Below are 24,388 nucleotides of genomic sequence, written 5' to 3'. Positions count from 1 at the left end.
GTTGTTGACATCATATAATCATGAGGTGTATCTTAAAATAAGCTGAAAAACGAAAGAATAACAGCGGTAAAGCTGTTATTGGAGGGATTTTCTTGGTTACGATACAGGATACGGAACTTAAGGAAGGAATCCTGGAAGCAATTGAAAGGGCCGGGGCTTTTTCAGAGCCTATCCTTGTCAGTGAAGTCCATAAGTTGGACCATATTGACCCTTTATCATTCTTTGCTTCAGGAAGACAGGCGTTTTTTGGTGAACGCTTTTACTGGAAAGATCCTTCAAATGAAACCATCCTAGCTGGTTTGGGAATATGCAAACTTATACAGTCGGATCATGCTTCCGGCCGTTTTTCTCATGTGGAAAAAGAGTGGAAGCGCTTTATCCGCAATGCAGTCATATATAATGAATACTCTGCCGCAGCTGCAGGCCCTGCCCTGTTTGGGGGATTCTCTTTTGATCCTGAAAAGGAAAAGACCGGATTATGGTCAAAATATCCGGATTCTCTTTTTCATGTGCCGAGGTATTTGCTGACGCAGTCAGAAGGACAAACCTTCTTGACGACAAATATAGTCTGCACGAAACATGACGATGTGTCTCTTGCTGAAAAAATCAGGGAAGAAAGGCGAATCCTGCTTGAGGGGATTGGCACACTTGTTCAGGACGGGGAAGGCGGGCTCATATCTGAAAAGGAACTCAACCCGCAGGAGTGGATGGATACCGTCACTTCGGCTGTCGGTAAGCTAAAGGCAGGCCAGCTTAAGAAAGTGGTCCTTGCAAGGGAACTGCGGCTTTCATTTTCCGCTGAAATAGAAGCGGAGCGGGTTCTGGACCGGCTTCACAAAGAACAGAATGAAAGCTTTATCTTTGCTTTTGAATCCCAGGGGGACTGCTTTATCGGAGCATCGCCCGAACGGCTTGTCAAAAAGAAAGGAAAGCAGCTTTATTCAACCTGCCTGGCCGGAAGCATCCCGAGGGGAAAGACTCCTGAGGATGATCAGGCCCTGGGAGAAGCTTTATTATCGGATGAAAAAAATCTCGTCGAGCATCAGTATGTGGTTGAGATGATAAAGTCTGCCATGGATGAAGCATGCGTGGAAATTAAGATCCCTTCAGAACCCCGGCTGATGAAGATGAAGCATATCCAGCATCTGTACACACCAGTCGAGGGCAAGACAAAGGATGATGCTTCACTGCTCCTGCTGGTTGAGAAACTGCACCCGACCCCGGCACTTGGCGGGCTGCCAAAGCAGGAAGCCGTGGCAATGATCAGAGAGATTGAGGAGCTGGACCGGGGCTTTTATGCGGGGCCGATTGGATGGCTTGATTACAGCGGCAATGGAGAGTTTGCTGTATCGATACGTTCAGGGCTCCTTCAGGGAAATGAGGCTTCCTTGTTCGCAGGATGCGGAATCGTAGAGAATTCGAACGCTGAGAGTGAATTCATGGAAACCAAGATTAAATTCCGTCCAATGCTGTCAGCTCTGGGAGGACTAACAGAATGAACCATCAGGAAGCATTAACATCTTATATTGCCGCATTCGTCTCGGAACTGGCCAAAACCGGCGTCCGGGACGTTGTTGTCAGCCCGGGATCCCGTTCTACGCCGATGGCATTGGTCATGGCGGAGCATCCCGGCCTTAATGTGCATATTCATGTGGATGAGCGTTCAGCAGGCTTTTTTGCGCTCGGGATCGCTAAAGCATCAGGCAGGCCTGCAGCCCTGCTTTGTACATCAGGAACAGCGGCGGCGAATTACTTTCCGGCCATTGTTGAGGCGAAAATTTCAAGAGTCCCGCTTGTCGTCCTGACGGCAGACCGTCCCCATGAGTTGAGGGATGTTGGAGCTCCACAGGCAATCGATCAGATCCACCTTTACGGCGGGCATGTAAAATGGTTTGCAGAAATGGCGCCGCCTGAGAATTCAGATGAAATGATCAGATATGCAAGGACAGTATGCGCAAGGGCATGTGCAGAGTCAGTGAAGGCGCCTGCAGGTCCAGTCCACTTGAACTTTCCTTTCCGAGAGCCCCTCATTCCGAAGCTCGATGAAAACATGTTCGAAAGCCCGGAAAGGCCTGAGGGCTTTGTTTCCATCCAGCAGGGGGAGCTTGCTCTCCCGGATTCTGTTTTCAGAGGGATGGCAGACGTCCTTTCATCCTTCCAAAAAGGCATCATCATTTGCGGGCCAAATGATGACAGCCGCTTTGCAGCTGAAGTGGCCAAGCTGGCAGAGACGCTGGATTATCCAATTTTAGCAGATCCGCTCTCACAGCTGAGAAGCGGCAAGCATGAAAAGGCGCTTATCATCGACGGCTTTGACAGCTTCCTTCGGACGGATGCGGCAAAAGAAGCGCTGAAGCCTGAAGTGGTGATCCGTTTTGGATCAATGCCTGTATCAAAGGCCCTCACCATTTTCTTGAAGGAAAATAAAGATGCCAGGCAGATTGTCGTCGATGGCGGAGCAGGGTGGCGTGACCCATCCCTGCTTTCTTCAGAGATGGTCTATTGCAGTGAAGCCCTTTTCTGTGAGAAGGTGCAAAGCTTTGCTGATCATAGGGAACCTTGCGGCGAATATAGCGCTCTATGGAAAGAGGTTAATGAAAAAACGAAGCTGGTGCTTGCAGAGGCCGGCTCGGCTGTAGAGATGAGCGAGGGAAAGCTGTTCCTTCAGCTTGCAGAACTTTTGCCTGATGAGAGTACACTGTTTGTCGGCAACAGCATGCCGATCCGTGATCTCGATACCTTCTTCCATAATAATGATAAATGTATTCGGACAATGGGCAACAGGGGTGCTAACGGAATCGATGGGATCATCTCCACTGCACTTGGCGCAGGCTTATATTCCCAGCCTCTTTATCTCGTGCTGGGAGATCTGACATTTTTCCATGACCTTAATGGCCTGATTGCCTCAAAACTCCACAATATCAATGTCCATATCCTGCTCATCAATAACAATGGCGGCGGTATATTTTCATTCCTGCCCCAGGCAGGCGAGAAAAAGAATTTTGAGCTCCTTTTTGGCACGCCTTTGGATTTAGATTTTGAACATGCTGCAAGGCTTTACGGCGCGAAATACGACCGCGCTGAAACTTGGGAAGACTTTGAGCGTGCCATTAAAGAGGGCTATGGTGAACACGGCTTAAAGGTAACCGAAATAATGACAAACCGGGACAAAAACCTTGCTGAGCATCGAGAATTGTGGAATCATGTTTCCCGGGAAATAACCTTGTTCCTAAAAGGAGAATAAGAATGAAATTTGTAAGCGGCGGAGGCTCCTACCATGTCGAAATAGAGGGCAGCGGTTTTCCTCTAATCCTGCTTCATGGGTTCACAGGCGGCAGTTCCGCCTGGGACCCTTTCATTCCCCGCTGGAAATCAGGATCCATGGTGATATCCATTGACATTGCCGGACATGGAGACACTGTTATGCCTGCTTCGGAAGAAAGCTATACTGTCACCGCAGCTGCCCGGATGATCCATGAGCTGATGGAATCGCTGCAGATTCCCAAGGCCGATCTATTGGGCTACTCAATGGGCGGGCGTCTGGCGTTGTCTTTTGCCGCCCTATATCCCGGCAAAGTCAGAAAGCTGATCCTTGAAAGTGCATCTCCTGGATTAGAGACTGCTGAAGAAAGAAAGAATAGGCGTAATCAGGATGAACAGCTTGGGGAATACATAAAAGAGAACGGAATCGAAGCTTTCGTTGATTACTGGGAAAACATCCCCTTATTCAAGACGCAGAAAAAACTGCCGCCTGATGTCCAGATGGAGATCAGGCGGCAGCGCATACAAAACAGTCCCGAGGGCCTTATCTTGAGCCTCAGGGGGATGGGGACCGGGGCCCAGCCATCATGGTGGGGCAAGCTCCCGGACATAAAGGCCGACACCCTGCTGGTCACAGGCTCTGAGGATGTAAAGTTCTGCACCCTGGCTGAAAGGATGTCCATGCTGATTCCGGTATGCCAATGGGAGACTGTATTTGAAGCCGGGCATGCAATACATGTGGAAGAACCAGAAAAGTTTGGTACAATAGTAAGTGAGTTTTTGCAGAAATTATAAAAAGGAGGATTCCGTTATGACAGTAGAATGGATTGCTGGACGCAATTATGAAGATATTTTATATGAAACTTACAACGGAATTGCTAAAATCACAATTAACAGGCCAGAAGTACATAATGCCTTCCGTCCGAAAACGGTAATGGAGCTGATTGATGCTTTTGCATATGCGCGCGATGATGCGAGCGTAGGCGTTATCATCTTGACTGGGGCAGGGGAGAAAGCATTCTGTTCCGGCGGAGACCAAAAGGTCCGCGGGCACGGCGGATATGTAGGCGAAGACGAAATCCCGCGCTTGAATGTCCTGGATCTGCAGCGCCTTATCCGTGTCATTCCAAAGCCTGTCATTGCCATGGTTAAAGGCTATGCCATCGGTGGAGGGCATGTCCTTCATATCGTCTGCGACCTGACTATTGCTGCCGATAATGCTGTCTTTGGTCAGACAGGCCCTAAAGTCGGAAGCTTTGATGCAGGGTATGGATCAGGCTATCTGGCCAGGATCGTAGGCCATAAGAAAGCGCGCGAAATCTGGTTCCTATGCCGCCAGTACAGCGCACAGGAAGCTCTTGATATGGGGCTTGTCAACACAGTTGTGCCGCTTGAAAAAGTGGAAGATGAAACCATTCAATGGTGCGAGGAAATCCTTGAGAAGAGCCCGACTGCCATCCGCTTCCTGAAAGCAGCGTTTAATGCTGACACAGACGGACTGGCTGGAATCCAGCAGTTCGCCGGGGATGCTACGCTTCTTTACTATACAACAGATGAAGCGAAGGAAGGCCGCGATGCATTCAAAGAAAAGCGCAAGCCTGACTTTGGACAGTTCCCTCGTTTCCCTTGATCCTATATGAAAAGAAAAACAGCTTGATGGCAAACCATCAGGCTGTTTTTCTATGGCATTTTAAAACGCTGGATATGCAAGGAAGGTGGAGCCAATGGGTGAATTACTCCCTCAATTTTTAAAGAAAAGAGCCGATTTAACACCGGACAGGAACGCCCTCTATTTTGAAGGCAGTGCCTTTACTTTCAAACAAGTATATGAAGAATCCTCCTTAATGGCCGGAAAGCTGGCAGGTGTAGGCGCAGTCAGAGGCTCCTATGCAGGCGTGCTCCTGAAAAATCATTCTGATTCTGTCTTCATCCTGCTGGCACTTCAGCTGCTGGGAGCCACGGCAGTTATCCTGAATAACCGGCTGACTGCGGAGGAAATCGGCTGGCAGCTGGCAGATTCGAATGCTTCACTTCTGATTACAGAGTCAGCATTCACAGATAAAACCCGAGAGCTGCCGCTGGGTGGCTGCAGCGTGATGACGAAGGAAGTTCTTGCTGAACTGCCTTCCGCTGACTTTAAGGCAGTGGAAGAAATATCGCTGGATCAGGTGTGTACCATTATGTACACCTCCGGGACAACCGGACATCCGAAAGGAGTTCTGCAGACATATGGAAACCACTGGTGGAGCGCCTCGGGATCAGCCTTCAATCTTGGCGTCAGGGAAGATGACTGCTGGCTATGCGCTGTCCCCTTATTCCATATCAGCGGCTACTCCATCCTGATGAGAAGCCTGATCTATGGAATTCCCGTCGTTCTGCACGGATCTTTCAGCGAGGAGCAGGCGATCACGGACATCCGTGAGAAAAAGGTGACGATCATGTCTGTCGTCAGCACGATGCTTTCAAGGCTTGCCGCTGCAACTGGAGATAACGGACTGCCATCTCATTTTCGCTGCATGCTTCTTGGCGGGGGGCCCGCTGCGCGCGATCTGCTCGAAAAATGTGCCGCAAAGGGGCTGCCAGTCTATCAAAGCTATGGCATGACTGAAACTTCTTCCCAAATCGTGACACTTGCTCCTGAATACAGCTTCTCAAAGCTCGGTTCGGCCGGAAAGCCGCTGTTTCCTTCCCAGCTGAGAATCATGGAGGGAGACAGGGAAGCAGAAAGAGGCCAGGCTGGTGAAATTGCCGTTAAAGGCCCTAATGTCACACCTGGATATTTGAACAGGGAAACGGAGACAGCCAAGGCGATGAAGGACGGCTGGTTTTACACAGGAGATATCGGCAGGCTTGATGAAGAAGGTTTTCTGTATGTACTTGACAGGAGATCTGACTTGATCATATCCGGCGGGGAGAATATATATCCTGCAGAAATCGAGGGAGTGCTTACATCACATCCTGCAGTTGCTGATGCAGGTGTCATTGGTGTGAAGGATCTGAAGTGGGGAGAAGTGCCGGCTGCTTTCATCCAGACCATTGATGGTGCAGAACTATCATCTCAAGAAATCGAGGAATTCTGCCTCGGAAAGCTGGCAAAGTATAAAGTACCGAAAACCTGCTATTTCGTTGAAGAAATCCCGAGGAATGCATCACGAAAAATATTGCGAAGAAAGCTGCGTGCCATGCTGGAGAAAGGCGGAGAAGGGTCATGAACGTAATAAAGGCTGTATTGCATGTGATCAGCATGCCGCTGAAGAAGCCTTTTTCCACCCATCTTGGCACTGTCAGCAGCAGGGAAGCCATTATTATCGAGCTGATCGACACGGATGGCTTGAGCGGATTTGGAGAAGCAGTTGCTTTCTCTTCACCCTGGTACACGGAAGAAACGGTCAGGACATGCTATCATGTCATCAAGGACTTTCTCATTCCTTTGCTGAAGGAGAATCCCGGCCTGAAGGCGGAAGATGCTCACATCCTGTTCAGCTCTATCAGGCGAAACCAGATGGCAAAGGCGGGCTTGGAAGCTGCGCTATGGGACTTGCAGGCCAGACAGGAAGGAAAGCCGCTCCATTCATTGCTTGGTGGGACGAGAGGCAAGATAGGATCCGGTGTCGCTGTCGGTGCGAAAACCGTGAAGGAAAGTCTCCTGCAGATTGAAGGATTCCTTCAGCAAGGCTACAGGCGCATCAAGGTGAAAATCAGCCCGGAAAATGATCTGCCGCTATTATCTGCCATCCGGAAAGAATATCCGGATATTGACTTGATGGCCGATGCCAATTCCGCTTATACGCTTGGTGACAAAGACAGGCTGCAGGCCCTCGATGAATTCAGGCTGCTGATGATTGAACAGCCGCTTGCCCATGATGATATTATCGACCATAGTGTTCTGCAAAAAAGCATCAGCACCCCGGTCTGCCTGGATGAAAGCATTGTTTCTTTCAGTGATGCGAGGAAGGCAGCAGAGCTTGGCAGCTGCAAAGTAATCAATATTAAAGCCGGCCGGGTCGGCGGATTATCAGAGTCAAAACAGATCCATGATTATTGCCTTCAGAATGGAATTGAGGTATGGTGCGGCGGCATGATTGAATTTGGCATTTCAAGGGCCCATAATATCGCTCTCGCTTCCCTTCCGGGGTTTGAGATACCAGGGGACATATCAGGCTCTGAGCGGTACTGGGAACAAGATATCATCAGCCCTGGGGTCACTGTAGAGGATGGTTATATAAATGTTCCTGAGGGGCCGGGAATCGGCTTTGAAATAAACAGGCGCAGGCTGGCGGAAGTGACATTGAAGAAAGAAGCTGTGTCACTCGTTTAAACCTCAAAAAACAGGCACTTGCTCAATAGCAGTGTCTGTTTTAAATATAAGGCTCTGTTAAAGTCTGTTGTTGATGTTTTGATTAGATGGAAATATAAAAACAGGTAGTCTTATCCTTATTTGAGTGACCAGTAAGCCTTAAAATAAGCGGAGATTTTCCGGTTAGGCTGCTGAATATGGCGCGGATGGGTGTTAATAAGCGGACAATTTCCGGCTAAGGGGGAGCGAAGTTGGCCATTTTCCTGTTTTTTGAGTCGATAGCCGGAATTTTTCCGTCTATTTGAGCTATTTTTAGAGTTTTTTTGAATGTAGGGGGAATTCCTCCGCTTATTTTTCAGCCTGTCACTGATCCCTCATTCAGGTCCGGGAAGGTCCGCTCTTTTATGGCTGGGCGGGGGTTGCTCTTAAATAGATTTTAACTATCGGGTGGGTTATTTTAACAAACAAATATTAAAAAATGGAACTCCCGCAAATCAGGATGTTCCTTTATTAAGTAATATCAGCTTTGAACTTTAACAGAGCCAAATATAAAGGAACATTCACTGCAGGATTATATGTTTGTATACTCCCCATTCCTTTTGTCTACTCCTCATCCTATCCTCAAACAACCCATGTTTACCTTAATCCGGCATAGTGAATGAGAATAATATAGATAACAGAAAGGAGATTAATCTATGGTTCATAAACTAACCGCTGCTGTTCTTCTTGCTGCCCTTTTAGCCGGATGTTCAGAAGGCCAGTCCGGGGATGGCACTGGTACAAAGGAAGAAGCAGATACCGCGGAAGAAACAGCCAGCCCTGAGAATGAAAATGGACAGCAGGCAGAAGGCGGAGAGGAAAATCAAGTTGAAGAGCTTGATAAAAACGAAGCCTTTTCTATCCTCGAAACATACAGGAAGACATTTGAGGTAGGAACTTCGCAGGACGGAACAGTAAAGAACTATTCCAGCAAAGAGGAGTTACAGGAAAAGTTCAAGACAGTTATGTCACCGGAACTTGCTGCAGAGCATGCTGATAACTTTTTTGAAATGGATAACGGGAGACTGAAAATAATAGCCAAAGAGCCGCCAGTCTGGCTGGACAGGGAAAAGCCGGCTGAATTAAAGAAAGTGGACGAATCCGTCTATCAAGTAATCCAGGAAAGAAACAATGAACTAAGGGGCCATAGGCAATATACTTTTAATATTGTCTATGCTGATAGCCATTGGGTTGTGGATGAGGCAGTGAGTGAAGAAGTGCAGCCGCTGACAAAGGAAGAAGCCGAAAATATAGTCAGAGAACAATTAGAGGGAGAACTCGGCAGCAATACCAGAGTTGAATTCGATCACAAAGCTGATGGGAAGTTTGTTATCCATGTTTATGACCTGGTTCAGGACGATAAATCATCACATACAGCAACACGCGGATGGTATGAGGTTGATCCCGGGACTAAAGCAGCTGAGAATATGTTCGGTTCAGTCGAGAGTGATGAGCCAAGTGAACAATCAGCAGAAGAAATGGCAAAGAGCATTGTGAAGGCGCTGGAAAATGAAAATTACGGCGCAATTTCAGAATATGTCTCTAAAGAGAAGGGTCTGCTAATTTCACCTTACGAATTTATTGAAAGCGATGCAGTCGTCTTGTCCAAGGAAGAGGTTGAGAATTTAAGCAGCGTTGAAAAAGAATATTTGTGGGGATACCATGATGGAAGCGGCAAGCCCATCCGGTCGGTGCCGCAAGCTTATTTTGACCGGTATAAAGGATTTACAGAGCCGGATCAGATCATATTGGATGATGTGCAGCAGAGAGGCAACACGAAGAACAATATTAAAGAAATCTTTCCTGATTCAAAAACGGTAGAATTTTATCAGAATGGTACAGATAAATATGGAGGAATGGATTGGAGGAGTCTGTATTTGGTATTTCTGCAAGATGCAGAAGGCAAACTGAAACTGTCTGCACTTGTGACAGGAGAATGGACCATTTAAAAGCAAGGCCAGGACAAATCGTCCTGGCCTTCTTTCATTTTTTTATTCATGCGGCTTGAAGGTTTTGCAGTCTGTTTCATGGCTGTTGTCGGCTTGCTCGCCATGATGGCTGACGACATAAATCTGATCGGCGCCGCAATGGTTGCCTTTTTTCCAGTAGCTGCAGTTGTTTACTTCACATAATACATCTTGTGCCATTCGTATCCACTCCTCAAAGTAATTGATACAGCATTAGCTTTTGCAGCTGTTGGAGCAGGAATACGTGACAGATATAGGGAAGCCTAATTCGGCTGTTTGCTTCCCTTTTGCCTGAGATAGCGCTTGTCTTTCATGAACAGGCTCCAGAAGTAGACAAATCCCGGGAACAGGATGGCAAAACCTGCAATATAGGTCGCAAACACGGCCCTGAACGAATTAGGGTCTGTAAACCCTGATTCAATGGTTACCTCAGGATACACCATATAGGGAAGATGCGCCTTCCCGTAAACAAAGCTGGCTGCCAGATACTGAAGTGTCACAGCGATAACAGCGAGCCTTGGGATGCCTTTTGTACCTTTCTTCGTAAAAGAAGGGAGCAGCAGCGCAAGAATACCCAGGAGGAATAATCCTGCCGACAGCAGCAGCAGCGGCATGTCCTCGATCATTTTATTGTACAGCCAGGCGGCTTCCAGGCTGAGGGTATGCATGATGACAACACCCATCAGCAGCGATACGGGTCCGATCATCAGGGCATCCCGGCGGTAAACGTAGTAAGCGTCCATTTCATCGGCTGCCTTTGAATAATCAGCCAGGAGCAGTGAAGAAAGGAACAAGGTGCTGCTGACGGCAAAGCCGAAAAAGGCATACTCATTCTGGCTTGTGAAAAGCTTGGCCAGATTGAGTGACTGGCCGCCATCTGAAAAATCAATATAGTCGCCGTGAGTGATCGGCAGTACACTGATCAAAAGGCCGGGAATGAGAATTCCCGTAATCCCGGATATGATGGTGAGCGGCTTTTTATAGTCGCTCGCAATGTTTGAGAACACAAGAAATGCACTTCGGATGGCCAGCAATAACAGGATCATGCTACCAGGTACGAGCAGCACGGTGCCCAATGTGTAAGCCGCTCCTGGAAACAGGCTGTAGATTGCAACGACAAGTGCCACGATGAAAGTGTTCGTCACTTCCCATGTTGGGGAAAGATACCGGTTGGCAATATTGGTTGCCTTCGTTTTGGTCCGATTTATATAGACCATCGACCAAAAGCCGGCCCCGAAATCCATCGTTGCCATGACAGCATAGATGAATACAAATCCCCATAGTATTGTGATGGCTAATAGAGCATCTGTCATGCTATCTCACCCCTTATGTATTGGAGCCATAAAGCGGGACTCCCTTTTCCTTGGTCCGGTTGATATCGTCGAGTACGGTATTCCTTTTAAAATAATAAAGAAGCACCAGGACAACCGTCAGTCCGAGAATCACATAGACGGCCGCAAAAAGGACAAATAAAATCCCAAGGTTCCCGGCTGTCGTTGCCGAATCTTCAGTTGACAGGACGCGGTAAATCGTCCACGGCTGCCTGCCGGTGCAGGCAAATATCCAGCCAAACTCAATCCCCAGGACAGCGGCTGGGCCTGAGAGCACAAATGCCCACATAAAGATCTTGGGGAACTGATCCTTCTTCAAAAATTTATTCCAGGCAAACGCCACAAAAGAAAGGAGAATCAGCAGACTGCCTATGGCCACCATCCCATTGAACAGTGTATGGACAAAAAGCGGCGGCCACAATTCCTCCGGAAAATCGTTCAGCCCGATGACCACTGTGTCAAAGCTGTTCCCTGCCAGAAAGCTGAGGGCCCATGGAATCTCAATGCCCCATTTTACCTCCTGTGTCTCCCGGTCGGTAAAGCCTCCGACTGCAAGAGGGGCGTGTGACTGGGTCTCAAAAAGCCCTTCCGCTGCTGCGAGTTTTTCCGGCTGGTACTCATGGAGATACTGAGCTGACGCATGCCCGTTCAGGGCAGTCAGCAAGGAGAAAATGCCGCCGACAATCAGGCTCAGCATGAGTGCTTTTTTGTGGAAGTCATATACTCTCGTTCCGAATTTATTGCGAAGCATCTTAAAGGCAGCTACAGACGCGACGACAAAGGCGCCTGTTGTATAGGCAGAAACAGCAACATGGCCGGCTGTGACAAAAAAGCTTGGATTGAAGAATGCTGCCCAGGGATCAATGTCAACAATTTCCCCGTTAACAATCCTGAAGCCCTGCGGGGTCCCTTCAAAAGCATGGACATTTGTTATCAGCACAGCAGAAGCAAATGCGCCGAGTGCAACGAGGACCAGGCTTGAAATCCGCATCCACGGTGGAATCCGCTCCGCGGCATAGACATAAATGGACATAAATAATGCTTCGATGAAAAAGGCATAAATTTCAATCTGGAATGGAAGGGCCATGACCCGCCCGATCACTTCCATAAAGCCCGGCCAAAGCAGCGAGAGCTGAACGCCTGCAATGGTTCCTGTGGGAATGCCGACTCCCAGAAGGACAGCGAAAGCTTTCGTCCAGCGTTTTGCCATGATTACATAGTCATAATCTTTTGTTTTCTGATATATAAGCTCTGCTGTCAGCATCATCAGCGGAAGTCCAACGCCGATGGTCGCGAAAATAATATGGAAACCCATTGTTGTCCCAAAAAGAGATCGCGCAATTACCAAGTCATTCATATTTATCTTCCTTTCGCCAATTCTTCCATTTACATAGTGTCTGCGATTCATTCTGGAATATGTAAACATTTCCTTGAAAACAGAAAGAAAATGACAGGTAAATTCGCTCATATAAAAAAGCAGCAGGAATATTCCCTGCTGCTTTATCCTTAATGATTCAAGGCTTTCTCAATCCCTTTCAGGTTGTTTTCCATCAAGGTAAAGTAGGTTTCTTTATTATCGATATTTTCATCTGTCAGCACAGACAAATTATGAAGCAGCAGCGGCTTGGCGCCGACTTCGTTCTGGACGATCTCCGTCAGTTTTGAGCTTACATTCTGTTCAAAAAAGATATAGTTCAAGCCGTGTTCCCTGGCTGTTTTTATAATGTTTTCCAATTCCTTCTGTGTTGGTTCATTGGATGTGGAGAGACCTGAAACACTGATCTGCTCAAGACCATATCTTTTCTCCCAGTATCCGTATGCTGCATGGGAGACTATGATTTCTTTATGTTTTGCGGAATTTATAGTTTCCTCAAATTCATGGTGGAGGGAATCCAGTTCAGCGGCAAGCTTTTGGTAATTTTCTTCAAATTCCTTTTGGCGCTCCGGCATTTTATCTGACAGTTCGTCTTTAATGGCTTCAGCCAGATCGGCAGCATAAAGAGGATCAAGCCAGACGTGCGGATCGACATCGCCATGATTGTGTCCATCTTCTTCATGATTGTGCCCGTCTTCTTCATGGCCTTCTTCTTCTGATCCTTCCTCATGGGAGTGCCCGTCTTCTTCATGGCCTTCCTCTTCTGTTCCTTCCTCATGGGAGTGCCCATCTTCTGTACCGGTCATATCAATATTTTCTCCTGCCGCAAGCAATGTTACATTCTCATTCTCCAGGGTGCCTTCTGCTTTGCTGACAAATCCTTCAAGGCCAAGGCCGATGTAAATGAACAGATCTGAATCGGCAAGAGCCATCATATCCTTTTGCGAGGGTTCGAATGTGTGCTCGTCAGCTCCCGGAGGATAGATGGTATGGGCGTCTACATAACTGCCTCCGATTCTTTCTGCAAAATATTGAAGCGGATATACCGTTGTATACACATTCAGCTGATCTTTTGTTTTTTCCTCCGCCTGGTCTGCTTTGTTATCCCCGCAGCCTGCAAGAAAAAGGCTGACGGGCAGCAATAGGGTTAATAACATCATTAACTTTCTCATAATAGCCGCCTTTCTTGATTAAAACGTATCTATTCCGATTTGATGAAGATACATCATTATATGTTTGAAAAAACATTTAATACGTAATCGTTCCGATTTTACTATGTAATCTTACAAAAATTTTAACTGAAATGCAAGGGAAAAATTTTGTCTAAGAGAACAGGATTATGTATGCTAGAAGGTAGTGAATCATTCTAAAGCTTACAGGAGGATATTATGAAACTGTTACAGCAAATATTAGACCATAACAAGGATTTCGTTGAAAATAAGCGTTACGAGGAGTTTACAACAACAAAGTTTCCCGATAAGCGGATGGTGATCCTGACATGTATGGACACAAGGCTGCTGGAGCTTCTGCCTAAAGCCATCAATGTAGCAAATGGAGATGTCAAAATCATCAAAAATGCCGGTGCGCTTGTAGCCCATCCTTTTGGAAGCATCATGAGGAGCATCCTGGTGGCGGTTTATCAGCTGCAGGCAGATGAGGTTTTTGTCATCGGCCATCATGACTGCGGGATGAGTGCCATCAAGCCTGAGCTTGTTATCGAGGAAATGAAGAAGAGAGGCGTGGAAGATCAGGCCTTCGAAACGCTGGCGTATTCAGGGATCAATGTGGAAGAGTTCCTGAAGGGCTTCAGCAGTGTAAGTGAAAGTGTCGCCCACAGCGCCGATATGATCAAAAAGCACCCGCTGATGCCAAAAGATTTGCCGGTCCATGGCCTTGTCATCAATCCGGAAACAGGAAAGCTGGATCTGGTGGTTGACGGGTACGCGCAATAATCATTTCTCTTTTTTCTCAGGAACCGGATCAAATCCCCCAGGATGGAATGGGTGGCACTTTGTTATCCTGCGGACCGCAAGCCAGCCTCCTTTAAAGGGGCCGAACCTTTTAACGGCCTCCAGGCCATAATGGGAGCAGGTCGGATAAAAACGGCAGGACGGCGGCTTAAGGGGCGAGATGGCAATCTGATAAAAACGGATCAGTCCGATCATCATCTTTTGGAGCAATTTCTGTCTCATCCTTTCAACATGTACTGGCATAAATATGATTATACTGTTTTTGAGTCATAAGAGTCCATCTGCATGCATAGTTATGCTGGTAATGGACTGGAAAACTTATTCTATATTAATTTGATGAAATTAGTCGGCTTTTACGTTATAATTATATTAAGACTTAAAAGGAGTGATCATATGCCTTCAGTAGAAAGCTTTGAATTAGATCATAATGCCGTTAAAGCGCCATATGTTAGACACTGCGGTGTCCACAAAGTGGGAAGCGACGGAGTTGTCAATAAATTCGATATCCGCTTTTGCCAGCCAAACAAGCAGGCAATGAAGCCGGACACCATCCATACGCTTGAACATCTGCTTGCTTTTAATATCCGTACCCATTCAGAGAAATATGATCATTTTGATATTATTGATATTTCCCCAATGGGCTGCCAGACTGGCTACTATCTTGTCGTCAGCGGCGAGCCGACCGTGGAAGAAATCATTGATTTGCTTGAAGACACATTAAAGGATGCTGTAGAGATCACGGAGATTCCAGCTGCAAACGAAAAACAGTGCGGCCAGGCCAAGCTTCATGACCTTGAAGGGGCAAAGCGTCTTATGCGCTTCTGGCTTGATCAAAGCAAGGAAGATTTGAAGCAAGTATTTGCTTAATCTATATGGTTATACGAAAAAAACCGGCCTATGCCGGTTTTTTTTTTCGTTTAATGCTCTACAAAATCGGAGAGAGCAGCCTGGATATGGATTCTTTAAGACGGATGTAGAAGCTTCTCTTGCTGTAGCGCTCTGCATCCATCAGGCTGGACAATTCAATATCGTCGCGGAATTTGCCTGCAAGCTGGCCGGATACCTCTTTATCATAAATGAAGGCATTAACCTCAAAGTTCAGCCGGAAGCTTCTTACATCTATGTTGGCTGTGCCGACGGAGGCAATTTTTTCATCTACAACAATGGTTTTGGCATGGATGAACCCATTATCATAAATATAGATCTCTGCTCCGGTTTTCAGCATTTCCCCGATATACGAGTAAGTTGCCCAATAGACAAACATATGGTCCGGCTTATTCGGGATCATGATTTTTACTTTTACCCCTGAAAGTGAAGCAATCCGAAGTGCATCAAGCAGGCTCGCATCAGGGATGAAGTACGGTGTCTGGATCATAATGCTTTCCTTTGCCGAGCTGATCATCTTGATATAGCCATTCTTAATCTGTTCCCATTCTGAGTCAGGCCCGCTGTGGACAATTTGGATCCCGATATTTCCGCTGCCGGTGCTTTCAGGAAAATACCGGGTATGATAATGGATATCATGGCGGTGCGACGCCTGGTTCCAATCAAGGATGAATCTTGTCTGGATGGCGTGGACAGCCTCTCCGGAAATCCTCAGGTGAGTATCCCTCCAATAGCCGAAGGAAGGATCCAGTCCCAGGTATTCATCTCCGACATTAAAGCCTCCCACATAGCCAGTTTTGCCGTCTATGATGGCAAGCTTCCGGTGGTTGCGGTAATTGACCCTGATATTGATGAAATGGAATCTTGACGGGAAGAAAGCCTCCACTTCCCCTCCGGCTGCACGCAGCTCCCTGAAGAAACGTTTTGTCACGCCCCTCGAGCCCAATTCATCATACAGGACCCTGACCTTGATTCCTTCTTTTGCTTTTTCAGTTAAAAGGGAAACAAGCCCTTTGCCGAGGTTGTCCTTTTTAAAAATATAATATTGCAGATGGATATGATCTTTTGCTGATTTTATATCATCGATTAAAGAATCGAATTTCTTCCGGCCGTCGGTAAATATTTCGACCTCATTGTCCTGGGTAAGGACGGATTCATTATTGATCAGGTGCATATAAATCAAATCATGGCTGTCCCTGATAGTGTCATTACGGAAGGAGAACAATTGATTTTTGATTGAATGGATCTGCTGCTTGATCATTTCGTCTATGCCGACTTTTTCCCTGTCTTCCCACTGAAACATCTTCCTTCTCGCAAGGTTTTGGCCAAACAGGAAATACATGATGAACCCAAGGATCGGGATGAAGAATAAGACCATCAGCCACGCCCAGGTTCCTCCTGCATCCCTTCGTTCAAGAAAAATGACAATAATGGCAAAAATTATATTCAATACAAAAATCAAACTGATGAAAATAGAATAAACATCCATGAAAAACACTCTCCCTGCTAAGGCAAAACTGCTTGCATTTGCAGTCTGCGGACAGCAGCTCCATATTTCTGTTGAAAAGGAGAGTGCCGGCCGCTTAAGCACATTTGCGAATTGTAATCACAAAAAAGGTGCTTAAGCCTCGTTTTTTTTCTCTGTTTGCTCTTCTTCTGTATTCTCCCCTTCTTTGTTCTTCAGATGGGGATTGTTTTCAATCGGGTCCACGGTATGTTTATACGTATATGCCTTGGAGGTTGTGACGACGCTCAGGAGCAGTACGATTAAAACAATGATGATGCTGATAATCAAAATGATATACATGAGTTCCCTCCTTTTTAGTCAGACGGAAAGAAGATTTGCCGCCAGACTGGCATGCTTCTGTATTTTTCCCTTTATATTATCCGGTAATCGCGGCTTTTCCAATATTCGTATTTTATCATGAAACATGTGCTTGGTGGGTATCAGAAAAAAAGAGGCAGCATGTTTTTAAAAAACAGCACGTGGGTACTATAAAGAAGGGAGGTTGATAGTATGTCAAATCAATTAGTACAAGCAGTCAATAAACAGGTGGCCAATTGGACGGTATTATATGTGAAGCTTCACAATTACCACTGGTACATAAAGGGCCGCCACTTCTTTACCCTTCATGAAAAATTTGAGGAGCTGTACAACGAGGCAAATGAACATATCGATGTACTTGCTGAAAGGGTGCTCGCCCTTGAAGGCAGCCCGGTTGCTACCATGAAGGAATGCCTGGAAATGGCTTCCGTTGAAGAAGCTTCCGGCTCCGAAAAAGAAGAAGATATGGTCAGGAGCATCTGCAATGATTTCATCAAGATGGAAGATGAATTGCAAAATGCCATTGAAATCGCTGAAGAGGCAAATGATGAGGGCACAGCGGATATGCTTCTGTCTGTGAAACAGGGGTTGAAAAAACATATCTGGATGTTCAAAGCATTCTTGGGATAAGTATAAAAAGTGTCCGGCATCATGCCGGACGCTTTTTTAGTTTGCAAAAAAAAGAAGAGAAAGGAGTTAGCCTGGACAAGTGATGCCGGCTTTCCCTTTCTCTATTTATGTATCAGATTAATGAATATTCCGCTGAGGGAAAATGGGATGCCTTTCCTGGCCATAATCCTCATTGGCAAATTTGCCCTTCAGGCTTTCGATCAGATAAAGGCCCATCAAGCTGTATAACTCCTGTTTATCCATTTCCTTCAGAAGGGAAAGAAGGTCATCATAGCTCATTTCCTCAAGAAAAGCGAATGCAAGCATATCAATGTCTTCTTCATCACCTGTCAGCTTTCCGCGGTACAATTCGTAGAGCTCGTCAACAATTTTCATAGGGTACACCTCCTCGTGATGGATTGCTAATGTATATTCGCGGCGGCCAGGAAAAATCCTGCCCGCCAGTCTTTCTATATTATATTTAGTAAATACCCTCCATTATGAAAAGTATTCCCCGGGAATAAAATTGCCTGCCTTGAGGGAAACAAATAGTAGCAGGAAACAAAAAGGGGATGACCAGGATGGAAAATAGAAAAACGTACTATATAAGCGTTGCCAGCGGAGAAATTTCCCGGAGCTCGGATAGTTCGCCCTGGAATTTTAAAATTGAGGCCAGCGACGAGGAAATCACCACGCTGCGGGAATATTTTGACCAGAATCATTCGACTGACTGGCAGAATTTCTTCCGTGCCCATGTTCCATATGTCCAGTATCATTATGACCGGGAAAATGATGCCTACGATGAAGGCCTGGCCGGGGCATACAAAATGATTTATGAGCTTGGGGATGAAGAAGCCAGGAAGCATATTGATGAGATGGGGATTCTTGGGGAGAAAAGCTGAGTTTCTGCCTCGATGGGGGCTGTTGATTTGCGTTCCAGGCACTTCGCTTTCCGCGGGGCGACGCTGAGCCTCCTCGCGCTGCGCGCTGTGGGGTCTCAGCATTGCCGCTGCAATCCCGCAGGAGTCTGCGTGCCTTCCACTCCAATCAACAGGTGTATTTAAACTTTTTGCAGCTATGGGATCTTGGCAGCCCGTTACTTCATTAATAAAATACAAAAAAGGAGCAAGGAAAATTTCCATGCCCCAATTATGTCTGTTATTTTACATCTCCATTTCAACCGCTGTGTCCAAAACTTCTTGAGGGATTGTGATTTCTTTTACTTCGTTGTAGTTAGAATAGCTGCCCTCGATTTTTTGGTCTAGTGTAACTGTTTGGCCTTCGACTGCCATTTCCATGGTCATATCCATATTCAATGATGAAGGATGAAAAGTTTCCTTATCCACCAGGATGGTGTATTCGACTTTTTCAATGTTCATGTTATTGAATACTTCTTCATTGGCAGCCATCTCTGGCGGCAGTGTTTCGGCCATTGTCTCTTTCATTAGTTCCGTGAACTTTTCGCCTGATGCTTTTAGTTTGAGAATGAAATGATTGTCGTCCTGTTCAAACGTGAAATCGTCTGTGAATTCCTGCAGCTTTCTTAATTCTTCAGCCGGATTTGTCTGCTGTCCGGACATTTGGAGCAGCTGGTCTGACATTTCCTTCGGGAACTTCATCCATGTTTCGCCGGCAGGGTCGTAGATGAACATGCCTTCTTCAGTAAAATAGCTTTCAGTTTCATAAGCTTCTCCGGCCTGGTCCTGGGACATGGCTGTTTTTTGGTAAAAGGCCATTGGCTCTGTGATCACATCCATCTGAATATCAGAGCTTATATTCATGTTTTCCTCTTCCTGGCCTGCACTGATCATCTGATCCATTGTCATATCGACTGAAAAGCTTTTAAGATTTTCTGACGCTTCTGTCGTCTTAGTCAAAACTTCTTCAAGAGTCAGGTCAGATTCATTCTCTGCTGCTTCGCCATTTTCTGCAGTCCCGCCAGCTTCTGCATCAGCCGTGCCATTTTCTTCAGTATTATTGCCCTCATTGACAGGCGCAGCTGTCTGGTTGCATGCCGCCAGCATGAATAGAAGGATGAGGCTTGCTGCTAATGATAGAAATTTTTTCAAAGTATACACTCCTCTGATAATATTTGTTATCTTTTTTTACGGGCTGTTTGCCGAAAAGTTTCGAATGGACTCTAAAATAGTCCTTTAAGCCTAAAAGCAAATACCAATAGTCTTGTAACACGACCTCCCTTTATGGCGCCCCGCATACTGGGCTTTTTATGTATCCTCCGCCAGTTTCATAGTACAATCGAATGGATTCACAGGTACTTTCCCTGTTTAGGAACACCTTAATCTGCTTTCTTATGAAAAATTTACCTGTTGTGCTGCAAAAGTGGTTTCCAGCAGTAAGCTTCTTCTATAATAGAGAGAAAAGAAAGCAGGAGTGGAGTTGAATGGAAGTCTTTAAAGATTATAACGGAGGGAATGTAAGGCTGTCTTTCCGGAAAGGATCCTTCACGCAAAAAGCAAAGCATGTCCTCGTCATCTGCCGGTATGAAGACAGCTGGCTTCTTACGGATCACCGGGAAAGGGGCTGGGAGTTCCCGGGGGGGAAATGTGAAACGGGAGAGACGGTTGAAGAGGCAGCAGGGAGGGAGGTCCGGGAAGAGACAGGAGCCCTGCTTGAGGACCTGCAATTTTTAGGCGAATATGAAGTAGAGCTGGATGGCCAGGCCTTTGTGAAAGCAATTTACTGGGGGCGTGCAGCAGAACTGGAGAAAATGGGATCTTATATGGAGACAGATGGACCGGTTCTCTTTAAAGGGGATTTAATGGCGGAAAGGATGGACAGCCGCTTCAGCTTCATCATGAAAGATGATGTGGTAAAAAGGAGCATTGAAATGCTGGAAGGAAAGCTCTGATGGGCAAACAGCCTTTCCGGAGCAAGTGCATCAAAATGAGGGCCAAAGGGATTTCCAAGGCTGCCACGCATGCAGTTGCAGGAATATCCTCGCATCTTTTTTAGTTTTTAATACATATGTTGCAGTGAAAAATATCGTCGGACTGCAGCTTTGCCAATAAATTTGTATAGACCTGTTAATTGAAGTGCAAGGCACGCAGACTCCTCATAAAATGCATGCGCATTTTTCTCGTGCGAAGCCGACTCTGGGATGAGTATTCAATGTCCTGCGGGAAATAGCGGCGGCGCCGAGACCCCGCAAGAGCACAGCGAAAAGGAGGCTCAGCGCCGCCCCGCGGAAAGCGAAGTGCCTGGAACGAAATGAACAACAATTTTAATAAGCAGAGACTCTTAATAAAAAAACTGCCTGCATTCAGCTTTTAATCAGTTTTTTCTCCAGCAGTTCTACAAGCTGGTACATAATAGTGGCAAAGACGGCGATGACGAGGAGCGACAGCATAACAAGCGTAAAGTTGAAAACCTGAAAACCGTAAATGATCATATAGCCAAGTCCCTTTGAAGAGACCAGGAATTCACCCACAATCACGCCTACCCAGGACAGTCCGACATTAACCTTCAATGTAGAGATGATGACAGGGAAGGAGGCGGGAAGAATCGCTTCCTTGAAGCATTGGGCGCGGGTTGCCCCGAAGGTCTGCAGCACCTTCAGGTAGTTGGGATCCACTTCCTTAAAGGATGTATAAACGACAATGGTCGTAATGATGACAGAGATGATGGCGCCCATAGCAACGATGGATGTAAAGCTCGGCCCGAGTGCAACGATCAGTATCGGCCCGAGTGCAACCTTGGGCATGGCGTTCAGGATGACAAGATAAGGATCAAGTATCTTTGAAATGATGGGAGACCACCAGAGGATGGCAGCCAGCAATGTGCCAAGGAAGGTCCCGAGGACAAAGCCGAATACAGTTTCAGAAAGCGTGATTCCCAGATTGGCAAGGAGCGACCCGTCGCTCAGCTTAGATAGGAGCAGGTCCCATACTTTTGCAGGAGAACTGAAAATCAGAGGATTGATCCATTCGTTCCTGCTTAGAATCTCCCATCCTGCAAAAAAGACAGTGAATATAATCAGCTGGAAAAAGCGTACCCATCTTTTCTCCCGTTTCAGCGACTTTTTATAATTCAGGTGCAGGGCTTCAATTTTGCTATTCTGACTCAAGGGATTCCATCTCCTTCCATATAGACTGAAATAATGTGGAGTATAGAGAGTGGCTCCTGGCCTGAAAAGGGCTCAGATTCCGCAATTCATCCGGTATATGGAAGGTTTTATGGAGCCTTCCCGGGCGCGGTGAAAACATGAACACCCTGTCGCTCATGGCGATGGCTTCGCCGATATCATGTGTCACAAGGATGGCCGTTTTACCAAAAGCCTTCAGCGTGCCTGACACAAGGTCTTCAAGCTTCAGTTTGGTCTGGTAATCAAGGGCGGAAAAGGGCTCGTCGAGCATCAGGAGCTTTGGTTCAGCTGCAAGGGTGCGCACCAGTGCCACCCGCTGGCGCATGCCTCCCGAAAGCTGTTTGGGCAGCTGTTTTTCCACGCCTGCGAGCCCCATTTCAGCAAGCAGGCTGAAAGCATAATCCCTTTTGCTGCCAGTGTCCTCTCCGGCAAGCTTCAGACCGATCAATATGTTTTCTTCTATCGTTTTCCATGGAAATAAATAATCCTGCTGAAGCATATAGCCGATCTTCCGCTCTGTAATGTCTACCGGCCTCCCCTCCAGGGAAACTTTCCCCTCCGAGGGCTCTATAAGGCCTGCGATGATGGACAAAAGTGTAGTCTTTCCGCAGCCGCTTGGGCCAAGGAAGGAGACAAACTCCCCTTCCTTGATGGTTAAATTAATATCAGAGAGGGCCGTATTTGCAGTAGTCCTGGTGAAATAAGTATGATTTAACTGTTCAATTTCAAGAAAATCCATTTTTCGGCCTCCATTTCTTTTAGCTTGGAACCTTGCCTATTTCATTACTTTTTCGGCAATCTCTGTGTTCACTAACGTTGTATGGTCAATCCGTTTTGGAAGCTCTCCGGCCTCTTCCATAATATCCTGGAGGTTTTTCCATTCTTCTTCATCCAATATCGGATCCGCTGCAAAGGAGCCTTGGCTTCTGTAGCGGTCCACTACCGTTTCAATAATATCCAGATCAGTATCTTCGAAATACTTCTGGATTACCTCAGCTGTTTCTTTCGGTTCATGCGAATCAACCCACTGCTGGGCTTTATAGACTGCACGTGCAAATTTCTCAACCGTTTCACTGTTTTCTTTCATATAGCTTTCTTTTGCCATAAAGGTGGTATAAGGTATATGGCCGGATTCAGTGCCAAAGGAAGCGACAATATGGCCTTTGCCTTCTTTTTCAAATACGCTGGCAGTCGGCTCGAATAGCTGGACGAATTCACCGGTGCCTGAAGCAAAGGCAGGAGCGATATTTGCATAATCAACATTCTGGATCAGGTTTAAATCTTCCTGCGGATCGATTCCATGCTTCTTCAATACAAACTCGCCTGCCATCTGCGGCATTCCGCCTTTGCGCTGGCCAAGGAAGGTTTTGCCCTTCAGCTGATCCCATGAAAAGTCGTCGATCTTCTCGCGTGATACGAGGAAGGTTCCGTCCGTCTGTGTCAGCTGGGCGAAATTGATGACAGGATCATTCGTGCCCTGGCCGTACACGTAAATGGAGGTTTCTGACCCTACAAGCGCCACGTCAGCTCCATCAGAAAGAAGCGCCGTCATTGTTTTATCGCCGCCCGGAGTGGTTGTCAGCGTAACATCAAGGCCTTCTTCTTCAAAAAAACCCTTTTCCAGGGCAACATATTGGGGAGCATAGAAGATGGAACGGGTCACTTCCGCAATCCGGACGCTCTGGACTTCGTCTTTGCCGCAAGCCGCCAGCGGCACAAGCAATACAAATGCAGCCAGCAAAGAAAACCCTATTTTTAAAGATCTTTTCATGCTATTGCCTCCTGTGTGTAAAGATGTGTACTTTTATCTAAGCTATCGTATGATTTGGGAAAAAAATGTGTGAATGCCCAGGAACAGAAAAATGAGGGAAGGCTAATTGCCTATGTTCCGCAGGGCCAAGGAGATGAAAATGTTAATGGAAGAATTCATTATAGATAAGCAGCGGTACCCTTCCCCAAACCCGGCGATCGAACTGAGCCTTGTCACATATATGGCAGGCGGGCTGAAAGTAAAAGGCCTTCTGGCAGAGCCAAAGGCTGAGGGAGTATATGAGGGTTTCCTCTATTTGCGGGGCGGCATCAAGAATGTAGGAAAAGTGAGGCCGGGAAGGATTGTTCAATTTGCTTCAGAAGGGTTCATTGTCTTCGCGCCATTTTACCGCGGAAACCAGGGAGGGGAAGGGAATGAAGATTTTGCCGGTGAAGACAGGGAAGATGCATTTTCCGGCTTCCGGCTGCTCGAAGCACATCCCAGGGTAGGCAGGATCCATATTTTTGGCTTTTCCAGGGGAGGGGTCATGGCGCTTCTTGCCGCCATCCATTTTCCTGATGCAGCATCGGTCGTTACATGGGGCGGAGTCAGCGATATGGCTTTGACGTATGTGGAGAGGAAGGACTTGAGGAGAATGATGAAGCGGGTCATCGGAGGGACCCCGGTTAAATATCCTGAACGATATGAAAGCAGGACGCCCCTCTACCACCTTGAGGACATGAAACCGCCTTTGCTGATCATTCATGGAGCAAAGGACCATAATGTTTCGGTCGAGCACGCCTACAGGCTTGAAAAGCGGCTGAAGTCATTGGGGAAGCCGGTAGAGAGCTGGTATTTCAACGAATATACCCACTACTTCCCGCCTGCTGTCAACCGCAGGGTGGTATCCGATTTAACTGCATGGATGAAAAAACAGGCTGAATGCTGTACTATTAGAGTAGATTAGAGAATGAAGG

25 protein-coding genes are annotated in these 24,388 nt (G+C 46.8%); 13 read left to right on the top strand and 12 right to left on the bottom strand.

The window, feature by feature from the left end; all coding sequences use genetic code 11:
- The first annotated feature begins 92 nt into the window (after window positions 1-92).
- The 7 genes from AC4E8B_RS19775 to AC4E8B_RS19745 all read left to right on the top strand — a co-directional run bounded on the left by AC4E8B_RS19775 (window position 93) and on the right by AC4E8B_RS19745 (window position 9,546).
- On the top strand, window positions 93-1,499 hold the full coding sequence (locus AC4E8B_RS19775) for an isochorismate synthase (protein WP_490215087.1): 1,407 nt from the start codon (window positions 93-95) through the stop codon (window positions 1,497-1,499).
- Complete coding sequence (gene menD / locus AC4E8B_RS19770) at window positions 1,496-3,244, top strand: 2-succinyl-5-enolpyruvyl-6-hydroxy-3-cyclohexene-1-carboxylic-acid synthase (protein WP_490215085.1); 1,749 nt, start codon at window positions 1,496-1,498, stop codon at window positions 3,242-3,244. Before AC4E8B_RS19775 ends, menD begins: the two co-directional genes overlap by 4 nt.
- 2 nt (window positions 3,245-3,246) lie before the next feature.
- Entirely contained in the window at window positions 3,247-4,056 is an 810-nt protein-coding gene (gene menH / locus AC4E8B_RS19765) for a 2-succinyl-6-hydroxy-2,4-cyclohexadiene-1-carboxylate synthase (protein ID WP_490215083.1), read from the top strand.
- 16 nt (window positions 4,057-4,072) lie between these two features.
- A complete protein-coding gene (gene menB / locus AC4E8B_RS19760; protein ID WP_490215082.1) occupies window positions 4,073-4,891 on the top strand; it encodes a 1,4-dihydroxy-2-naphthoyl-CoA synthase in 819 nt (272 codons plus the stop codon).
- 94 nt (window positions 4,892-4,985) lie between these two features.
- A complete protein-coding gene (locus AC4E8B_RS19755; RefSeq protein ID WP_490215080.1) occupies window positions 4,986-6,473 on the top strand; it encodes an o-succinylbenzoate--CoA ligase in 1,488 nt (495 codons plus the stop codon).
- On the top strand, window positions 6,470-7,579 hold the full coding sequence (gene menC / locus AC4E8B_RS19750) for an o-succinylbenzoate synthase (protein WP_490215078.1): 1,110 nt from the start codon (window positions 6,470-6,472) through the stop codon (window positions 7,577-7,579). Before AC4E8B_RS19755 ends, menC begins: the two co-directional genes overlap by 4 nt.
- 674 nt (window positions 7,580-8,253) lie before the next feature.
- Window positions 8,254-9,546, top strand: a complete 1,293-nt coding sequence (locus AC4E8B_RS19745; RefSeq protein WP_490215076.1) for a hypothetical protein — start codon at window positions 8,254-8,256, stop codon at window positions 9,544-9,546.
- 42 nt (window positions 9,547-9,588) lie between these two features.
- On the opposite strand, the gene AC4E8B_RS19740 is transcribed toward AC4E8B_RS19745, so the two are convergent.
- From AC4E8B_RS19740 to AC4E8B_RS19725, 4 genes are all read right to left on the bottom strand, one after another.
- On the bottom strand, window positions 9,589-9,744 hold the full coding sequence (locus AC4E8B_RS19740; RefSeq protein WP_490215075.1) for a DUF1540 domain-containing protein: 156 nt from the start codon (window positions 9,742-9,744) through the stop codon (window positions 9,589-9,591).
- Window positions 9,745-9,827: 83 nt separating this feature from the next.
- Complete coding sequence (locus AC4E8B_RS19735) at window positions 9,828-10,877, bottom strand: cytochrome d ubiquinol oxidase subunit II (RefSeq protein WP_490215073.1); 1,050 nt, start codon at window positions 10,875-10,877, stop codon at window positions 9,828-9,830.
- Between the two features lie 13 nt (window positions 10,878-10,890).
- Window positions 10,891-12,252: a cytochrome ubiquinol oxidase subunit I gene (locus tag AC4E8B_RS19730; RefSeq protein ID WP_490215071.1), complete on the bottom strand. Its 1,362-nt coding sequence runs from the start codon at window positions 12,250-12,252 to the stop codon at window positions 10,891-10,893.
- Between the two features lie 149 nt (window positions 12,253-12,401).
- Entirely contained in the window at window positions 12,402-13,442 is a 1,041-nt protein-coding gene (locus AC4E8B_RS19725; protein ID WP_490215069.1) for a metal ABC transporter solute-binding protein, Zn/Mn family, read from the bottom strand.
- 216 nt (window positions 13,443-13,658) lie between these two features.
- Between AC4E8B_RS19725 and AC4E8B_RS19720 the strand changes: the two genes are divergently transcribed.
- A complete protein-coding gene (locus AC4E8B_RS19720) occupies window positions 13,659-14,222 on the top strand; it encodes a beta-class carbonic anhydrase (protein WP_490215068.1) in 564 nt (187 codons plus the stop codon).
- On the opposite strand, the gene yidD is transcribed toward AC4E8B_RS19720, so the two are convergent.
- Window positions 14,223-14,462, bottom strand: a complete 240-nt coding sequence (gene yidD / locus AC4E8B_RS19715) for a membrane protein insertion efficiency factor YidD (protein ID WP_490215067.1) — start codon at window positions 14,460-14,462, stop codon at window positions 14,223-14,225.
- 171 nt (window positions 14,463-14,633) lie between these two features.
- On the opposite strand from yidD, the gene AC4E8B_RS19710 reads away from it, so the two are divergent.
- Window positions 14,634-15,107, top strand: coding sequence for an S-ribosylhomocysteine lyase (locus tag AC4E8B_RS19710; RefSeq protein WP_490215065.1), 474 nt, complete (start codon window positions 14,634-14,636; stop codon window positions 15,105-15,107).
- Between the two features lie 58 nt (window positions 15,108-15,165).
- On the opposite strand, the gene cls is transcribed toward AC4E8B_RS19710, so the two are convergent.
- Both cls and ytzI read right to left on the bottom strand, forming a co-directional pair.
- Window positions 15,166-16,614 carry a cardiolipin synthase gene (cls, locus tag AC4E8B_RS19705; protein WP_490215063.1) on the bottom strand — a complete coding sequence of 483 codons (1,449 nt, stop codon included), beginning with the start codon at window positions 16,612-16,614 and terminating at the stop codon, window positions 15,166-15,168.
- 132 nt (window positions 16,615-16,746) lie between these two features.
- Window positions 16,747-16,932 carry a YtzI protein gene (ytzI, locus tag AC4E8B_RS19700; RefSeq protein WP_490215062.1) on the bottom strand — a complete coding sequence of 62 codons (186 nt, stop codon included), beginning with the start codon at window positions 16,930-16,932 and terminating at the stop codon, window positions 16,747-16,749.
- Window positions 16,933-17,142: 210 nt separating this feature from the next.
- On the opposite strand from ytzI, the gene AC4E8B_RS19695 reads away from it, so the two are divergent.
- Entirely contained in the window at window positions 17,143-17,580 is a 438-nt protein-coding gene (locus AC4E8B_RS19695) for a Dps family protein (RefSeq protein WP_490215061.1), read from the top strand.
- 117 nt (window positions 17,581-17,697) lie between these two features.
- Here AC4E8B_RS19695 and AC4E8B_RS19690 read toward each other — a convergent pair whose 3' ends face one another.
- Complete coding sequence (locus tag AC4E8B_RS19690; RefSeq protein ID WP_009795296.1) at window positions 17,698-17,955, bottom strand: DUF6154 family protein; 258 nt, start codon at window positions 17,953-17,955, stop codon at window positions 17,698-17,700.
- A gap of 176 nt (window positions 17,956-18,131) precedes the next feature.
- Here AC4E8B_RS19690 and AC4E8B_RS19685 point away from each other — a divergent pair, with 176 nt between their 5' ends.
- Window positions 18,132-18,461: a hydrolase gene (locus AC4E8B_RS19685; protein WP_490215059.1), complete on the top strand. Its 330-nt coding sequence runs from the start codon at window positions 18,132-18,134 to the stop codon at window positions 18,459-18,461.
- A gap of 261 nt (window positions 18,462-18,722) precedes the next feature.
- Here AC4E8B_RS19685 and AC4E8B_RS19680 read toward each other — a convergent pair whose 3' ends face one another.
- On the bottom strand, window positions 18,723-19,637 hold the full coding sequence (locus AC4E8B_RS19680) for a DUF6612 family protein (RefSeq protein ID WP_490215057.1): 915 nt from the start codon (window positions 19,635-19,637) through the stop codon (window positions 18,723-18,725).
- 323 nt (window positions 19,638-19,960) lie between these two features.
- On the opposite strand from AC4E8B_RS19680, the gene ytkD reads away from it, so the two are divergent.
- A complete protein-coding gene (gene ytkD, locus AC4E8B_RS19675; protein WP_490215056.1) occupies window positions 19,961-20,428 on the top strand; it encodes an RNA deprotection pyrophosphohydrolase in 468 nt (155 codons plus the stop codon).
- Window positions 20,429-20,839: 411 nt separating this feature from the next.
- Here ytkD and AC4E8B_RS19670 read toward each other — a convergent pair whose 3' ends face one another.
- Genes AC4E8B_RS19670 through AC4E8B_RS19660 form a run of 3 tightly spaced genes read right to left on the bottom strand, consistent with a single transcriptional unit; the run spans window position 20,840 to window position 23,432 of the window.
- Complete coding sequence (locus AC4E8B_RS19670; protein WP_490215054.1) at window positions 20,840-21,643, bottom strand: ABC transporter permease; 804 nt, start codon at window positions 21,641-21,643, stop codon at window positions 20,840-20,842.
- Entirely contained in the window at window positions 21,630-22,400 is a 771-nt protein-coding gene (locus AC4E8B_RS19665) for an ABC transporter ATP-binding protein (protein ID WP_490215052.1), read from the bottom strand. The genes AC4E8B_RS19670 and AC4E8B_RS19665 overlap by 14 nt, the downstream gene beginning before the upstream one ends.
- Window positions 22,401-22,436: 36 nt before the next feature.
- The gene (locus AC4E8B_RS19660; protein ID WP_490215051.1) at window positions 22,437-23,432 is read right to left on the bottom strand and encodes an ABC transporter substrate-binding protein; all 996 of its coding nucleotides are present in this window, start codon (window positions 23,430-23,432) and stop codon (window positions 22,437-22,439) included.
- 145 nt (window positions 23,433-23,577) lie between these two features.
- On the opposite strand from AC4E8B_RS19660, the gene AC4E8B_RS19655 reads away from it, so the two are divergent.
- Window positions 23,578-24,378 carry an alpha/beta hydrolase family protein gene (locus AC4E8B_RS19655; protein ID WP_490219796.1) on the top strand — a complete coding sequence of 267 codons (801 nt, stop codon included), beginning with the start codon at window positions 23,578-23,580 and terminating at the stop codon, window positions 24,376-24,378.
- Window positions 24,379-24,388 lie beyond the last annotated feature (10 nt).

The sequence above is a fragment of the Bacillus sp. SRL543 genome, from assembly GCF_984799205.1.
Note: the sequence above shows the minus strand (reverse complement) of the source record. Positions and strands in the feature narration are given on the sequence as shown.

Excerpts from the sequence above, each read along its gene's own strand:
- menD (WP_490215085.1), top strand. The coding sequence starts at position 1,496 with ATGAACCATCAGGAAGCATTAACATCTTATATTGCCGCATTCGTCTCG.
- menH (WP_490215083.1), top strand. The coding sequence starts at position 3,247 with ATGAAATTTGTAAGCGGCGGAGGCTCCTACCATGTCGAAATAGAGGGC.
- menB (WP_490215082.1), top strand. The coding sequence starts at position 4,073 with ATGACAGTAGAATGGATTGCTGGACGCAATTATGAAGATATTTTATAT.
- AC4E8B_RS19755 (WP_490215080.1), top strand. The coding sequence starts at position 4,986 with ATGGGTGAATTACTCCCTCAATTTTTAAAGAAAAGAGCCGATTTAACA.
- menC (WP_490215078.1), top strand. The coding sequence starts at position 6,470 with ATGAACGTAATAAAGGCTGTATTGCATGTGATCAGCATGCCGCTGAAG.
- AC4E8B_RS19745 (WP_490215076.1), top strand. The coding sequence starts at position 8,254 with ATGGTTCATAAACTAACCGCTGCTGTTCTTCTTGCTGCCCTTTTAGCC.
- AC4E8B_RS19740 (WP_490215075.1), bottom strand. The coding sequence starts at position 9,744 with ATGGCACAAGATGTATTATGTGAAGTAAACAACTGCAGCTACTGGAAA.
- AC4E8B_RS19735 (WP_490215073.1), bottom strand. The coding sequence starts at position 10,877 with ATGACAGATGCTCTATTAGCCATCACAATACTATGGGGATTTGTATTC.
- AC4E8B_RS19730 (WP_490215071.1), bottom strand. The coding sequence starts at position 12,252 with ATGAATGACTTGGTAATTGCGCGATCTCTTTTTGGGACAACAATGGGT.
- AC4E8B_RS19725 (WP_490215069.1), bottom strand. The coding sequence starts at position 13,442 with ATGAGAAAGTTAATGATGTTATTAACCCTATTGCTGCCCGTCAGCCTT.
- AC4E8B_RS19720 (WP_490215068.1), top strand. The coding sequence starts at position 13,659 with ATGAAACTGTTACAGCAAATATTAGACCATAACAAGGATTTCGTTGAA.
- yidD (WP_490215067.1), bottom strand. The coding sequence starts at position 14,462 with ATGAGACAGAAATTGCTCCAAAAGATGATGATCGGACTGATCCGTTTT.
- AC4E8B_RS19710 (WP_490215065.1), top strand. The coding sequence starts at position 14,634 with ATGCCTTCAGTAGAAAGCTTTGAATTAGATCATAATGCCGTTAAAGCG.
- cls (WP_490215063.1), bottom strand. The coding sequence starts at position 16,614 with ATGGATGTTTATTCTATTTTCATCAGTTTGATTTTTGTATTGAATATA.
- ytzI (WP_490215062.1), bottom strand. The coding sequence starts at position 16,932 with ATGTATATCATTTTGATTATCAGCATCATCATTGTTTTAATCGTACTG.
- AC4E8B_RS19695 (WP_490215061.1), top strand. The coding sequence starts at position 17,143 with ATGTCAAATCAATTAGTACAAGCAGTCAATAAACAGGTGGCCAATTGG.
- AC4E8B_RS19690 (WP_009795296.1), bottom strand. The coding sequence starts at position 17,955 with ATGAAAATTGTTGACGAGCTCTACGAATTGTACCGCGGAAAGCTGACA.
- AC4E8B_RS19685 (WP_490215059.1), top strand. The coding sequence starts at position 18,132 with ATGACCAGGATGGAAAATAGAAAAACGTACTATATAAGCGTTGCCAGC.
- ytkD (WP_490215056.1), top strand. The coding sequence starts at position 19,961 with ATGGAAGTCTTTAAAGATTATAACGGAGGGAATGTAAGGCTGTCTTTC.
- AC4E8B_RS19665 (WP_490215052.1), bottom strand. The coding sequence starts at position 22,400 with ATGGATTTTCTTGAAATTGAACAGTTAAATCATACTTATTTCACCAGG.
- AC4E8B_RS19660 (WP_490215051.1), bottom strand. The coding sequence starts at position 23,432 with ATGAAAAGATCTTTAAAAATAGGGTTTTCTTTGCTGGCTGCATTTGTA.
- AC4E8B_RS19655 (WP_490219796.1), top strand. The coding sequence starts at position 23,578 with ATGGAAGAATTCATTATAGATAAGCAGCGGTACCCTTCCCCAAACCCG.